This window comes from Pseudomonas californiensis, from assembly GCF_021147775.1.
In the GTDB taxonomy this organism is placed as follows: Bacteria; Pseudomonadota; Gammaproteobacteria; order Pseudomonadales; family Pseudomonadaceae; genus Aquipseudomonas; species Aquipseudomonas californiensis.
In genome coordinates, this window is the sequence record NZ_JAGTPK010000019.1 from 1 (window position 1) to 13,382 (window position 13,382).

The window sequence follows — 13,382 nt, forward strand, 5'->3', positions numbered from 1 at the left end:
GTTACGCGGTTGAGGCTTTCTCCCCCATCAAGCGATTAGCGGGTGGCTCCGTTCTTCAGCATCCGACAAAAAAATCTGGGGTTTGGGCGTACAACCCCTGACAGCGGACACAAAGACTCGCATCACGGCCCGGTTCACCGACTGATGGCTGCCCTCTCTCTGAAAGCGTTGACACCGCCCTCCTCCATGCAATGGACAAAGCCACGCAACCCCGTGTGGGTCTATGTGTGGGGCTGACAAATGGAATATGGCTTTTTAACCCGTAAAACGTGCCTAAAAAGGCTTATGTACGCGGAGGGATACTCCGCGTACATTTCGGTGTAAAATTCTCCGTCATGCGGGCCAACACCAAGATTATTGAAAAATGAGCAAACTGACACAATCCTTCGTCAGAACCGTCGAAAAGCCAGGCAGCTATCACGATGAGCGCGGCTTGATCCTGCGAGTCGGTGCGTCTGGTAGCAAACGCTGGACATTGCGCTATCAGCTCAATAATCGACGTCACGACCTGGGGCTGGGATCGTTTCCGGCGGTCTCGCTCAAGGCTGCGCGGCTTGCCGTCGATACGTACCGTTTGGACATATCCCAGGGCATCGACCCTTTAAGCAAGCGCACACTGCCTGATGAGGCTGTGCCTGACCAGGCGCCGGCAGTGCTGACGTTTCGCAGTGAAGCCGAACGTTACATCGCCACCCACCGGCAAAGCTGGAAAAACCTCAGGCATGCGCAGCAATGGTCGCATTCGCTGCGTGATCACGTGTACCCGTTGATCGGTGATCTGCCGGTCAGCAGCATTGAAACCGACCATGTGCTCGAGGTGCTTACACCCATCTGGGGCGAGATCCCGGAAACCGCGTTTCGCCTGCGTAACCGTATCGAACTGGTGCTCGATGCGGCCAAGGCCCGCAAATTGCGCGAAGGTGAAAACCCGGCACGCTGGCGCGGTCACCTGGACAAACTGCTGCCGCGTCAGACCCACAGCAAGCTGCCGTTTTCGGCGATGCCCGCAGATCAGCTCGGCGCGTTCATGTATCGCCTGGACAGCCTGGCGAGCACGTCGGCGAGGGCCTGTGAACTGTTGATTTACACCGCCTGCCGCAGCGCGGAAGTCTGTGACGCGCGCTGGTCTGAATTCGATCTGAAGACCGGTTTGTGGACCATCGATGCGGCGCGGATGAAGGCTGGCAAAACCCACCGCGTGCCGCTGAGTCCACAAGCGCTGCAGGTTCTGCAACAGCAGCAAGGTAAACATGGCGTGTACGTCTTTCCCAATGCCCGGCACGCTGCAAGCCTGCCAGGCAACGCGCTGCGCAGAGTCATGCATGAACTGCAGGCCAGTGAATTCGTGCCCCACGGTTTCCGGTCGACGTTCCGTACGTGGGCGGCTGAAAGCACGCTGTTCCCCCGAGAAGTCTGTGAAATGGCATTGGCTCACACCTTGGGGGACAAGGTCGAAGCAGCGTACAACCGGGGCGATCTGCTCACCAAACGCCGGCAATTGATGAATGAATGGGCTGCATTCATTCATCCGCAAGCGCCAGGTATCAGGCATCGTCCGGAAGATTGAGGTCCAGTTGCGTACGATCCACGCTTCCCGCATCCGCGTCAGCCGCCTTGGGCTGAGCCCTGTCGGAATACGTCGACGCCACCTCGCTGGGTTTGCTGGCCATGGCCACCGTCTTGCGCTGACCCACCAGGTCATCCGGATTCAGGTACAGGTTCATCCGCGGTATCACTTCAATGCGCGACTTTTTATCAGGCCGTTCCGCCTGACGCGTATGCCGATCGAAATGACGCAGCTCGTGCACGCTGGTGGGTTCTTCGCCAGCCAGTACGAACATCGGCAGATTGCTGTGAATCATGGCGTCGTAGCGTGAGCTTGCCGAAAAGTACACCATTGCCCGCGGATGCGGAGCGACCTTCTTGTACTTTATCAGGCTGGCCTGATCGGACAGGTTCACAATGCGACGCAGCTCAGCACCGGCCAATGTCTGGTCAGCTGTCACGCTGTCCTTGGCTGACTGTTGCTCGGCCGCCTTGTTCAGCAACTCCCTGACCTTGCCTACCGGAACCCGTTCGCCACCGGTGGTGTGCCCTGCCCATGTGAAAACGATCAACCGTGGGCAGATGTCGAACGCCTGGGTATGACGCGCCAGCTGTTTCATGCTGAATTGCGGGCCCAGCGCCTGGCGCATTATTTTTGATCGGGCGGTTGTTGCCAGATTCAGCTCAATACGCGTCTGCTCGATCGCCATCATCAGTTCATCCTTGAGCTGGTTGATCTCCTTGACCCATGACAGCGCGCTTTGGCTGAGTGCAAAGTACCCTGGCAAACGCATGACAGTCCCGGGCGCCTGCCCTGGCAAACGTTCAAACAACGTCATGGCCTGCACTGCAGCCTCGACTGCAGCGGCCCCTTCCAATGGGTTCACTTCAATCAGGTCCAGCGCCTTTTGCTGCGTCAACAACGGCAGTTGCCAGACCTGCCCAGATACCACCCATTGCGGCCATATCTGGTTGAATGCTTTGATTTTGCTGACCAGGCGAGCGTGTATCGCCGTGATATCCATGAGCATGATTTTGTCCTAAAACTAATACCACCCCTAGAGTAGCAGTTTAAGTGCACAACACGAGGTTCTCCTCCTCATGGGTTTGCAAAGAAGGAAAAGAAAAGCATGTAATCAGTCTATGCCTGATTAGGGGTGGTATTAAATGATCATCTAGCTAGCTATATTATAGCTAGCTAGATGGCTCGGCTTTCGCGATACGTCTGCCTGCCTTGCAGCCTGATACTTCGATGATAGCTAGCTATCTAGATATCAGCTAGCTATATAGCTATTTGAGGCTGTAATGCTTCTTCAAGAGCTGTTGGACAATGTCTGTTTCGGTCACGCGTTTGCCTGTTCTGGCTGACTCTTGTGCAGCGCCAAGCTTCAGGGCATTGGCGATGTCCCAGCGCAGTCGAAACAGTTTTTGTACCGTAGGCTCCGGCTTGAACGCATCCATCGGTTGCGCTGCGGATGCTTCGACTTCCGGTTGTTCTTTCACCTGGCGCGATTTGGACAGCGCTTTGTCAGCTTCGCCGCCTTCAAGGAAATCATTTGGATCCTTGTTGAAGCTTTTGATATCCGGCTTGGACTTGATCATCCCAATACCTCGGCAATAAACGCATTCATTTCCTGAATGGCTGCGTGATCGCGTTTGAGCTCATGCACGATGGCGCCTTCACTGATGCAGCGTCTGAACGCCACACGCTCACAAATCTTGGTCTTGAACACGCTAAATGACTGCTCTTCCAGAAATGTCAGCATTTCACCGGTGTCCTTGGTTCGTGAATCCACCCTGGACAGCAACATCCGTACGTCCAGATCCGGGTTGTAATCACGCGCCAGGTCTACAACGGTCAACAGATCTGTCATTGCAGCGGCATCAAAAGAACTGGCACCCACTGGAACGATGACGACCTCAGCCAGCAGCAACGCAGAACGCAGGCCTACCGAATCGCGTCCACCTGCATCTACAACGACGTGTTCGTAAGCGCTTGCCAGTTGGCGACCTTCAGAGTTGATGGCTTTGCCTTGCAGACACACTGTCGTCGGACTTGGGCTGTATTCCGGGTTGTCACGACGCCATGCCGCCCAGCTTGCTGCGCTTGCCTGGGGGTCGCCGTCTATCAATAGCGTCTTGCCACGAGTCGAAAGCATGGTGGCAAGGTGTACGGCTGTGGTGGTTTTGCCGACGCCACCTTTGGTGTTCACACAAGCAAAAATAGTCACTTGGTTCCCCTTATCAATGACATAGCTATATATATAGCTACAAGACAGCTAGCAGTATAGCTATCTATATAGATAGCTAGCTATACCGTTTCTGGTTGATCCGGGTTTTTGAGGTGCTTATTTTTGTGTAGGACGAATGTCGAGGGAAGCTAGGAGATATCTGAAAATGCTGAGTGTATATTCTTCGGTAAACCGTCTGCGTGTACCTGGGCCGGGACGTATCCAGAAAGCGTTGTGATCCGGATTATCCAGTACAGGTTTCCATGGCGTATCTGTGTCGTTTTTTGGTTTTCAGAAGAAAACTCCAGCGTCCCTGCGTTGCCAAATCATGTTTTGAGAGGCCTCTGAGGGCCTGCAGGAGGAAAAAATGGTTTATTCACGCACCTGCTTGCCGAATATCCTTGTCGTCGCCTGTGCGAGCTCTGAGGAGCTTTTGCGAAAGCCGTTTTTGCTCCTGATCTTTTGATTTTTCAAAAAAATAAAAAAATGAGTTTCGCGTGTGTTTTTAAAATCTTTTTTTCTTGTTTTTAAGCTTGTTTTTAAATCTTGTTTTTAGCACCTCTACAGCCCTTGATTTACGTGGCCTCCAGCGGTGCAACGACTACAAATTCCGGCTATACGACTACAAATTCCGGCTATGCGACTACAGATTCCAGCTGTCACGACTACAAATTTCAGCTATGACGACTACAGATTCCGGCTGTTATCCACAGGCTGGGCTTCAGGGCGTCTGGTGCGGCCCCTGCCTCGAGCTGCCCGAACCGGATGCGCTACCCTCTTTTTTCATCTAAGGCCCAGTAAATACTGGGCCTTCAGCCAAATCTGTACGGTTATCGACTGTCTGCATGAACCGGTTTTTTGCGGAGCGCAGGTCCTGTGGATTTTGTAGGACGCAGGGTAGGGTTACATCTTGAAAATGTTTTTCGATGTAGGACGCATTGTTTTGTAACGACTACAAATTCCGGCTATCACTTGCGATGCCGAGCGTAACGACTACAAATTCTGGCTATGGCTGCATTAACGCTATCGACTACAAATTCCGGCTATGGCCAAGGGCTGTGTAACGACTACAAATTCCGGCTACGCATTTGGCTACGTAATCAACGCGCCGCTTGTTGGTCAAGCTTGTTACTATCGACTCATCACTGCGACAGGAATAGTCGATGAGCTCCAAAGAACCAACGTCATTGCTTGTTACCAAAGCCAATGATCTGATCAGCGCGTCCTATCGCCTGACCCTTCAAGAACAACGCCTGCTGCTGGCGGCCATTGCCCAGGTCGATCCGCGCAAGCCCATGCCGTCCAAAATCACCGTGACCGCCGCGAGCTTTGCCGAGATCTACGGCGTGCCCATACGGTTTGCCTACACCAACCTCAAAGAGGCCGCAGACTCGCTCTATGAGCGCGACATCCAGACGTTTGACGGCAAGAACCGCACGCGCATCCGCTGGGTCTACAAAGCGGCTTATGCCGAAGGCGAGGGCCGAGTCACCCTGAACTTCACTGTCGACGTCATTCCCTACCTGTCGATGCTCAACAGCAAACTGACCTCCTACGACCTGCGCCGTGTGGCCAACCTGAACTCCATGCACAGTTTTCGTTTGTTCGAGCTGATGATGCAGTTCAAGAGCACCGGTGTACTGATCATCGAGGTCGAGAAACTGCGCACCCTGCTTGACCTGGGCGATAGCTACAAACGGTTCAACAACCTGCGTCAGCGGGTGATCACACCCTCGATCAACGAGATCATGGCCAAGTCAGGTATCTCGATCACGTATGAAGCAATCACTGAGGGCAAGACCGTGAAAAGCCTTGTTTTTCGCTTCCATGAAGCGGCACAAATGAAGCTTTCGCTAGGCGACGGGTTGGTAATAATGGCAGAAGAGAATATGGTAATAATGGAAAAAGACGTTTTAAAACAATAACTTAAGTTACAAATAGCTATATAGCTAGCTATTGAGATAGCTAGCTATATAGCATGTCTGTATAGCCGGAATTTGTAGTCGATAGCTTTTGGGGATCATTGATACCGGTGTTACCGACAAGCAGGTTCGCGAGGAAAAACGCTGCATTCTGCAATTTTCATCTGGTTTCACTGCCTTGCAGATAAAAAACAGGCAGCGTTTTGTCTTTGGCAGCCGCAAGGTTTCGATATGCGGGAAGAGTACGGGTCGAATCTCTATTGAAATGTGCATCGGTACGATCCTGGGTCACAGGTGCGTGCATAGCCGGAATTTGTAGTCGATAGGTTCAGGCGAGAAGAGGGTGACGGATAGGCAGATGCGTTTGATGGGCACATTGCGCGCCTGCGTCGCCAGCCTTGGGCGACGCCATCGCAGAGCCTGGAGCGGATAGCTCATTATAATTTCGGTGGCATTATCATTCTCATGGACATTAGCGTAGTGACTAATATTTAGTATTCACGAGCGTTTGGCATGACTATTTCGCTGCGATGGATTCATCAACCCCCACCAGTCTGTTCACAACTAATGGCAGGGGGATTTCATTATTGATCTGGCGATTTTGGCTTGATAAAAGCATGAGAAACATGGTCTGCCAATAGCTGACGATACACGTCAGCTGTGCGGCTACACATATGTTGTGCAGTGAACAGCTTTTCAAAGCGCAACTTTGCATTCCGGCCAAAGCGCTGTGCGGTTTCTTCATTCTGCCACAGTCGATGCAAGGCCTCACGCAACGCCAGAGGTGAGCTCGGCGGCACACTCAACCCTGTCTCTTCATTAATATTGACGTAGGTCGTGCCAGTTCCGATCTCGCAAGAAATCATCGGTTTGCTGTACATGCTGGCCTCCAGCAACGAGATACCGAACGCCTCTGAACGCAGGTGTGAAGGGAAAACCAGGGCATGACACATTTGTAGCAGACAGGCTTTGTCTTCATCGTCCAGGCGGCCAAGGAACATCACATTGCGCAAATTCAGCTTTTCGGCCTGAGCCTTGAGCTCCTGTTCCTGTGGGCCACCGCCTAAAATGACCAATGGATAATCTACGCCTTCAAGCGCATTCAGCAGGCTTTCGAGCCCCTTGTAATAACGCAGCACGCCTACAAAAAGGAAAAATTTCCCCGGTATGCGTGCACGCCACTGTTCCTGTTTTTGTGCTGAAACCGTTGGATAAGCCGATGGATCAAGCCCATAGGGGACAATGGTTGTCTTGTGTGCAAAGGGCTTCAGGGTTTCGCTGGAGTTGAGGTAATTAGGTGAGGCGACAAGGATGCGATCCATGCTCTTCAGGAGCTGATTCATCAAGGGACTGTAAAATTTCAGCAGCGTGCGCTGTTTGACGATATCCGAGTGGTAACTCAACACCGTAGGCCGACCATGACGGGTTGCGAAATGCACCAGATCCATCACCGGCCACGGGAAGTGAAAATGAACCAGGTCGGCCTCTGCTGCCATCTCCTTGAACTGACTGAATACCCTGGCTGAAAAGCCTGTTGAGGCCACGCTGAAATTCTCCTTTGCCCGCGTGACCTGGTGATCGGCGATCTGCAGGCGGGCGGGCTCGGGATTCGGGCTCAGCGTCAGCACCTGGCCTTCGATTCCCATTGCTCTACTGCCTTGGCAGAGCTGGAAAATGACCTGCTCGATGCCTCCCGTGGTGTCGGGGTAGTAGGTTTTGAAAAAATGAAGAATGCGCATAATGCCACTTGAACTACTGAGAGGAGAAAGGTTGATGATTGTCCATGACTGATAAGCTGATGTCTCGTCATCTTGCCGAGGTTTTTAGCGTATACGGCGACGAGCGGTAATAGCGTGAAACTTGTTACTTCGCTCTAAAGGGCTATAGCGTTCATAAACAGAAATTTCCTACACGTTGAAGCGCTTTGGCTGACCTGCATAATCCATTTTTCATTTATTGGCCGTAAGCAGGGTGATACACTCGCGCGCTTTTCCATACCCAGTGGCAGTTCGGAAATTATGCGCAATATTCATGAAAACAGCTTGCAAGCTGCGTTAAAAGCTTGTAAAGGCAGTTTCATATCGGTCGGTGTCTTCAGCTTGTTCGTCAACGCCCTGATGCTCGTTCCCACTTTCTATATGCTCCAGGTGTACGGGCGCGTGCTCACCAGCGGCAACCTGACAACGCTGGCAATGCTTACTATTGTCATGGTCGTGCTGACTGTCACTACGGGGTTGCTGGAGTGGATTCGCTCGCGAATCATGGTTCGCGTCAGCACCAAGCTTGACGTGATATTGAGCCGTGATGTCTACCGTGCCAGTTTCAAGCAAGCGTTGGCCACTGGCGGCATGAACGCGTCTGCACAACCACTCAGTGACCTGACAAGCCTGCGTCAGTTTCTGACAGGGAACGGCGTATTCGCATTTTTCGATGCTCCTTGGTTGCCTATCTATATTGCCGTGATGTTCATGTTCCACCCTTGGTATGGATGGATGGCCATAGGTTGCGCGATTATTTTGATCTGTCTTGCTTATGCCAACGAGAAAGTGACCGGTAAATCGATAGCCGACGCAAATCGTGAAAATATTGCAGCCAGTCTCTACACCACTAAAAACCTGCGTAATGCCGAAGTGATCGAGTCCATGGGAATGCTCAATTCCCTGATCAATCGCTGGTCGCTGCGTCAGAAGAAAGTACTGATACTGCAATCGGTGGCCAGCGACAACGGTGGCGTCGTGACGTCCATGTCCAAGACATTCCGGGTCATGGTGCAATCGTTGATCCTCGGACTGGGTGCCTACCTTGCAGTCAACCATGAAATCAGTCCGGGTCTGGTCATTGCAGGCTCCGTATTGCTGGGTCGCGCTTTGGCGCCGATCGACCTGATTATTGGTAGCTGGAAAGGCTTTATTGCTGCGCGAGGCCAATACGATCGCCTCAATGAGATCCTTAGCAAACTGCAATCTGAACCGGAGCGTATGCCCCTGCCCGCGCCTGAAGGCAACGTGACTGTCGAGAACATGATTGTTGGGGCCCCCGGTTCACGACTGCCCATTATCAAAGGCATCAGCTTTGCCGTGCAGGCAGGCACTGTGGTGGGTGTGATCGGGCCAAGTGCTTCCGGTAAATCGACGCTCGCCCGTGCCCTGCTGGGTATCTGGCCACCGCAGCATGGATCTGTTCGTCTGGACGGTGCTGATATCAGCAACTGGGACAAGACAGAGCTGGGGCCACATATTGGTTACCTGCCGCAAGACATCGAATTGTTTGAAGGCACCATCAGCGAGAACATTGCCCGTTTCGGCGAAGTCGACGCAGAACTGGTGGTGCAGGCTGCGAAGGTTTCAGGCGTACACGACATGATCCTGTTGCTGCCAAACGGTTACGACACAGTTATCGGCAGTGACGGCGTCAATCTTTCAGGGGGTCAGCGTCAACGTATCGGCCTGGCTCGCGCCATCTATGGCACGCCCAAACTGATCATCCTTGACGAGCCCAACTCAAACCTCGACGAGGTGGGCGAGCGTGCATTGTCTTACGCGCTCGAGTATCTGAAGGCCACGGGTGCGACCATATTCGTGATCACTCACCGCACCAACATCCTCTCGCAACTGGATCGTCTGCTGGTCATGAAGGATGGCCTGCTCAGTATGTACGGCCCGAGCGAGCAAGTGATTGCCGAGCTCAGCGCAAAAGCAAAAAACCAACAAAAAGCAACCAACGTTGCTACCTCAGGCGCAGCGCCTTCTAGCGTCTGACAGGAAGATGTCGATGAAAACTATGATTACTACCGCCGCCGACAACTTTCAGGATCTGCCCACCTCCGATGCCAAGACGCGTCGTATAGGGTTCAGCATCATTTTCGTGGTGTTTGGCATCTTTGGCACCTGGGCGGCACTCGCACCACTGGATAGCGCCGCGAACGCGCCTGGTGTCGTCACGGTGCAGACCTATCGCAAGACCGTTCAGCACCTTGAAGGCGGTATCGTCAAGGAGCTGCTGGTGCATGACGGTGACACAGTCAAGAAAGGTGATCCTCTGATCATTCTCGATGACTCTCAGGTCGGTGCCGAATATGAGATGAACCGCAGTCAGTTGGTAGCTGCCAAGGCCACTGAAGCGCGCCTGCGTGCCGAGCGCGATGGCAAGGCCACCATTGATTTTGGCGATGCGCTTGAACCCAACACCAAGCGCGGCCAGGAAGCACAACTGAGCGAAACCCAGATTTTCAATGCACGCCGCAACTCGCGTATGGGTGAAATTGCTGTATTGCAAGAGCGTATCGGTCAGCTGAACGAGCAGATCAAAGGCCTCGGCAACATGATTGGCACCAAGAACAACCTTGGTAAATCTTACGGCAACGAGATAGGTGAATTGCGCGAGCTGCTCGCTCAAGGTTTTGTCGACAAGCAGCGCATGCTGGAACAGGAACGCAAGCTGGACGGTTTGAAGTCCGAGATCGCCGACCATAACTCGACCATCACCAAAACCCGACTGCAGATCAACGAAACGCAATTGCAGATCGTGCAGTTGACCAAGGATTTCAACTCCGACGTCGCCAAGCAGTTGGCTGATACGCAGACCAAGGTCTACGACCTGCAGGAACGTACTGCTGCCTATAAAGATCGTATGAGCCGCATCGTCATTCGTGCTCCGGACGACGGCATGGTTATTGGCATGACCGTTCACACCGTCGGCGGTATTGTCCGTGCGGCCACGCCATTGCTGGACATCGTCCCGTCAATCTCTGACCTTATTGTCGAAGTGCACGTCCTCCCCGTCGACATCGACCGAATCGGCGTAGGTAAAACAGCAAAGATCCGTTTCAGCGCGTTTAACAGCGCCACGACACCAGAGATCGAGGGTGTTGTTACCCAAGTGTCGGCTGACCGTCTGACCGATGAACGTACCGGCAATCCGTATTACCTGGCTCGCCTGCGCGTTACCGAAGAAGGCGAAAAGAAACTGGGTGATCGCAAACTGGTACCGGGTATGCCCGCCGACGCGTTGATCAATACGGGTTCGCGCACCATGTTGCAGTACATCCTGCAGCCGGCGCGCAACGCTATCGCTGAATCGTTGATCGAGGAATGATCGTGCGCCTCCTGTTTATATGCGTGATGTCGGGGGTGCTGTCGTTTCAGGTACAGGCCGCAGAACCTAAAACCGCTGTGCCGGCAACACCCAAGCCGCCACCAAGCACTGTCAGCATCAAAGAGTACTCGGCAGACCTCATCTCGCTGTACCGGGAGTCGCGCCTTGAAGATCCGCGGGTCCTCGCGTCCTATGCCCGTGCTCAGGCGAGCAAGGAGCACGCCCGCGAAGCGTTCGGCTCGTTGCTGCCCCAGTTGAGCGCCAATGCCGCTGCCAACCGCATCAAGCAGGTCAACGAGAATACCAACCAGATCTACAACAGCCAAAACTACAGCCTCACTCTGAGCCAGGCGATTTATAACAAGGCCGCCTGGGAGAACTATCAGAAGTTCAAGCTGACCATCAAGCAGACCGAAGCGGAAACCACCGAAGCTCAGGCCGAAGCCACAGTCGACCTTGCCCAACGCTATTTCGCAGCCCTGGCGGCCGACGACGAGCTGGAACTCACGCAAGCAGAACGTCGTGCGACACAAAAGAACCTGGACCGCGTCAGCGCGTTGTATGAGAAAAAATACGCGATGATTACCGATGTACTCGACCTGCGCGCCCGGGTCGATACGTTGGCTGCTCAGGAGGTTGACGGGCGCAATCAGGTTCGTTTGAGCCGTGCTGCGTTATCTGAAATCGTGGGCCGGCCCGTCACTGAAAAACTCAGCCGCATCCGTTCTGACGTAGAGCTCAAGGTGTCGGATGAAAGTCTTGATGTCTGGGTTCAACAGGCCGTGCAGGACAACCCGTCGCTCAAGGCTACTTCCAGCGCGCTGGAAGTGGCCGGTGCTGCGCTGCGTGGTGGCAAGGGCGGACACTACCCGACCTTGTCCATGAATTTGAGTGCGCAAAACACCAACGAAGGCTATAACAACGCTTTGGCCCCTAGAACTGACAGCTATGTAGCGGGTCTGCAGCTGTCCGTACCAATCTACAGTGGAGGCTCAACGTCGGCGCGGGTGCGTGGTCTGGTGCAGGATCAGATCTCTGCGGAGCAACAATTGGAGGCGACTCGACGTCAGGTTGTGAAAGAAACTACCAATGCTTACTTGACCGCAGACTCAAGCGTCGAAAAAATACGCGCTAATCGTAACGCTCTGGCGTCAGCCGAGCAGTCAAGCATTGCGTCCGAAAAAGCTTTTACCTATGGCGTCGTCAATGCCGTAGACGTTTTGACCGCGACACAGAACGAGTTCAAGGCTCGTCGTGACCTGCTCAAGACGCAATACGATTTCATTACCAATTTGTTCATCCTCAATCGCTGGGCCGGCAAGCTTTCCGAAGAAAGCGTCGAAAGCGTCAATGTGTGGTTGAGCAACAACAGTAAAACGGACACAGTCCCCGACCGGAATTCTAAGCAATGAATGCACCTACAAAATCCGTAATCATCACTGGCGTAACCGGTCAAGATGGCGCGTACCTGACTCAACTGCTGCTTGAAAAAGGCTACAAGGTCTACGGCACCTACCGTCGCACCAGCTCGGTCAACTTCTGGCGTCTGGAAGAAGTGGGCGTGGCCACTCACCCCAACCTGGAACTGGTCGAGCACGACCTCACTGACCTGTCCGCCAGCATCCGCCTGCTTCAGAAAGCCGAGCCGAGCGAGGTTTACAACCTGGCCGCTCAGAGCTTCGTGGGCGTGTCTTTCGACCAGCCGCTGACCACCGCCGAAATCACCGGTCTGGGCGCTGTCAACCTGCTGGAAGCGATCCGCATCGTTAACCCGAAGATCCGCTTCTACCAGGCGTCGACCTCGGAAATGTTCGGCAAGGTGCAGCAGGTTCCACAGACCGAAGCCACCGATTTCTACCCGCGCAGCCCGTACGGCGTGGCCAAGCTGTACGCCCACTGGATGACCATCAACTACCGCGAGTCCTACGGGATCTTCGGTTCCAGCGGCATCCTGTTCAACCACGAGTCGCCACTGCGTGGCAAAGAGTTCGTGACCCGCAAGATCACCGACGCCGTGGCGCGCATCTCCCTGGGCATGCAGGACGTCCTGGAACTGGGCAACATGGACGCCAAGCGTGACTGGGGCTTTGCCAAGGAATACGTCGAAGGCATGTGGCGCATGCTGCAGGCTGACGAGCCGGACACCTTCGTCCTGGCCACCAACCGCACCGAAACCGTTCGTGACTTCGTGTCCATGGCCTTCAAGGCCGTCGACATCAATCTGGAATGGAAGGGCAGCGCCGACAACGAACACGGCATCGACACCAAGACCGGCAAGACCGTCATCCAGGTCAACCCGAAGTTCTACCGTCCTGCTGAAGTCGAGCTGTTGATCGGCGACCCTGAAAAAGCCAAGCGTGTGCTCGGCTGGGAAGCCAAGACCACACTTGAGCAGCTGTGCCAGCTGATGGTTGATGCTGACCTTGAGCGTGTCAAAGTCGGCAAATCCTTCTAAGTTTCAGTAGATGACGCCCGCCGTCGGAGCGCCTGCTCTGGCGGCGGGCGTACCTGCTTCTGGTGAACCGTATCTATAGTCATTCGCTGCATGCAAGACGCCCACCGTCCCTGATGAAACCTGCGCTGCGCACAC

The 13,382-nt window shown here is 54.0% G+C and carries 10 protein-coding genes; 6 read left to right on the forward strand and 4 right to left on the reverse strand.

What is annotated here, in order from left to right:
* Positions 1-364: 364 nt before the first annotated feature.
* Positions 365-1,567, forward strand: a complete 1,203-nt coding sequence (locus KDX37_RS18430) for a tyrosine-type recombinase/integrase (RefSeq protein ID WP_231654145.1) — start codon at positions 365-367, stop codon at positions 1,565-1,567.
* Here the strand turns inward: KDX37_RS18430 and KDX37_RS18435 are convergent.
* The 3 genes from KDX37_RS18435 to KDX37_RS18445 all read right to left on the reverse strand — a co-directional run bounded on the left by KDX37_RS18435 (position 1,545) and on the right by KDX37_RS18445 (position 3,776).
* Positions 1,545-2,576 (reverse strand): DNA replication terminus site-binding protein, encoded by a 1,032-nt coding sequence (locus tag KDX37_RS18435; protein ID WP_231654146.1) that lies wholly within the window; start codon positions 2,574-2,576, stop codon positions 1,545-1,547. The genes KDX37_RS18430 and KDX37_RS18435 overlap by 23 nt on opposite strands.
* Before the next feature lie 259 nt (positions 2,577-2,835).
* Positions 2,836-3,147 (reverse strand): hypothetical protein, encoded by a 312-nt coding sequence (locus KDX37_RS18440; RefSeq protein WP_231654147.1) that lies wholly within the window; start codon positions 3,145-3,147, stop codon positions 2,836-2,838.
* Positions 3,144-3,776, reverse strand: a complete 633-nt coding sequence (locus KDX37_RS18445) for an AAA family ATPase (protein ID WP_231654148.1) — start codon at positions 3,774-3,776, stop codon at positions 3,144-3,146. Before KDX37_RS18445 ends, KDX37_RS18440 begins: the two co-directional genes overlap by 4 nt.
* A 1,163-nt stretch (positions 3,777-4,939) precedes the next feature.
* Between KDX37_RS18445 and KDX37_RS18450 the strand changes: the two genes are divergently transcribed.
* A complete protein-coding gene (locus KDX37_RS18450; RefSeq protein WP_231654149.1) occupies positions 4,940-5,701 on the forward strand; it encodes a replication initiation protein in 762 nt (253 codons plus the stop codon).
* Between the two features lie 581 nt (positions 5,702-6,282).
* Here KDX37_RS18450 and KDX37_RS18455 read toward each other — a convergent pair.
* Positions 6,283-7,440 carry a glycosyltransferase family 4 protein gene (locus KDX37_RS18455; RefSeq protein ID WP_319941707.1) on the reverse strand — a complete coding sequence of 386 codons (1,158 nt, stop codon included), beginning with the start codon at positions 7,438-7,440 and terminating at the stop codon, positions 6,283-6,285.
* A 276-nt stretch (positions 7,441-7,716) separates the two neighbouring features.
* Between KDX37_RS18455 and KDX37_RS18460 the strand changes: the two genes are divergently transcribed.
* From KDX37_RS18460 to gmd, 4 genes are read left to right on the forward strand one after another with little or no spacing between them, the layout of a single operon-like run.
* On the forward strand, positions 7,717-9,456 hold the full coding sequence (locus KDX37_RS18460) for a type I secretion system permease/ATPase (RefSeq protein ID WP_231654151.1): 1,740 nt from the start codon (positions 7,717-7,719) through the stop codon (positions 9,454-9,456).
* Between the two features lie 22 nt (positions 9,457-9,478).
* Entirely contained in the window at positions 9,479-10,792 is a 1,314-nt protein-coding gene (locus KDX37_RS18465; protein ID WP_231654217.1) for an HlyD family type I secretion periplasmic adaptor subunit, read from the forward strand.
* A gap of 26 nt (positions 10,793-10,818) precedes the next feature.
* Positions 10,819-12,204, forward strand: a complete 1,386-nt coding sequence (locus KDX37_RS18470; RefSeq protein WP_406642790.1) for a TolC family outer membrane protein — start codon at positions 10,819-10,821, stop codon at positions 12,202-12,204.
* Entirely contained in the window at positions 12,201-13,247 is a 1,047-nt protein-coding gene (gmd, locus tag KDX37_RS18475; protein ID WP_231654153.1) for a GDP-mannose 4,6-dehydratase, read from the forward strand. Before KDX37_RS18470 ends, gmd begins: the two co-directional genes overlap by 4 nt.
* Positions 13,248-13,382 lie beyond the last annotated feature (135 nt).

Coding starts and splice junctions, on each gene's coding strand:
- KDX37_RS18430 (WP_231654145.1), top strand. CDS start 365: ATGAGCAAACTGACACAATCCTTCGTCAGAACCGTCGAAAAGCCAGGC.
- KDX37_RS18435 (WP_231654146.1), bottom strand. CDS start 2,576: ATGCTCATGGATATCACGGCGATACACGCTCGCCTGGTCAGCAAAATC.
- KDX37_RS18440 (WP_231654147.1), bottom strand. CDS start 3,147: ATGATCAAGTCCAAGCCGGATATCAAAAGCTTCAACAAGGATCCAAAT.
- KDX37_RS18450 (WP_231654149.1), top strand. CDS start 4,940: ATGAGCTCCAAAGAACCAACGTCATTGCTTGTTACCAAAGCCAATGAT.
- KDX37_RS18460 (WP_231654151.1), top strand. CDS start 7,717: ATGCGCAATATTCATGAAAACAGCTTGCAAGCTGCGTTAAAAGCTTGT.
- KDX37_RS18465 (WP_231654217.1), top strand. CDS start 9,479: ATGATTACTACCGCCGCCGACAACTTTCAGGATCTGCCCACCTCCGAT.
- KDX37_RS18470 (WP_406642790.1), top strand. CDS start 10,819: ATGTCGGGGGTGCTGTCGTTTCAGGTACAGGCCGCAGAACCTAAAACC.
- gmd (WP_231654153.1), top strand. CDS start 12,201: ATGAATGCACCTACAAAATCCGTAATCATCACTGGCGTAACCGGTCAA.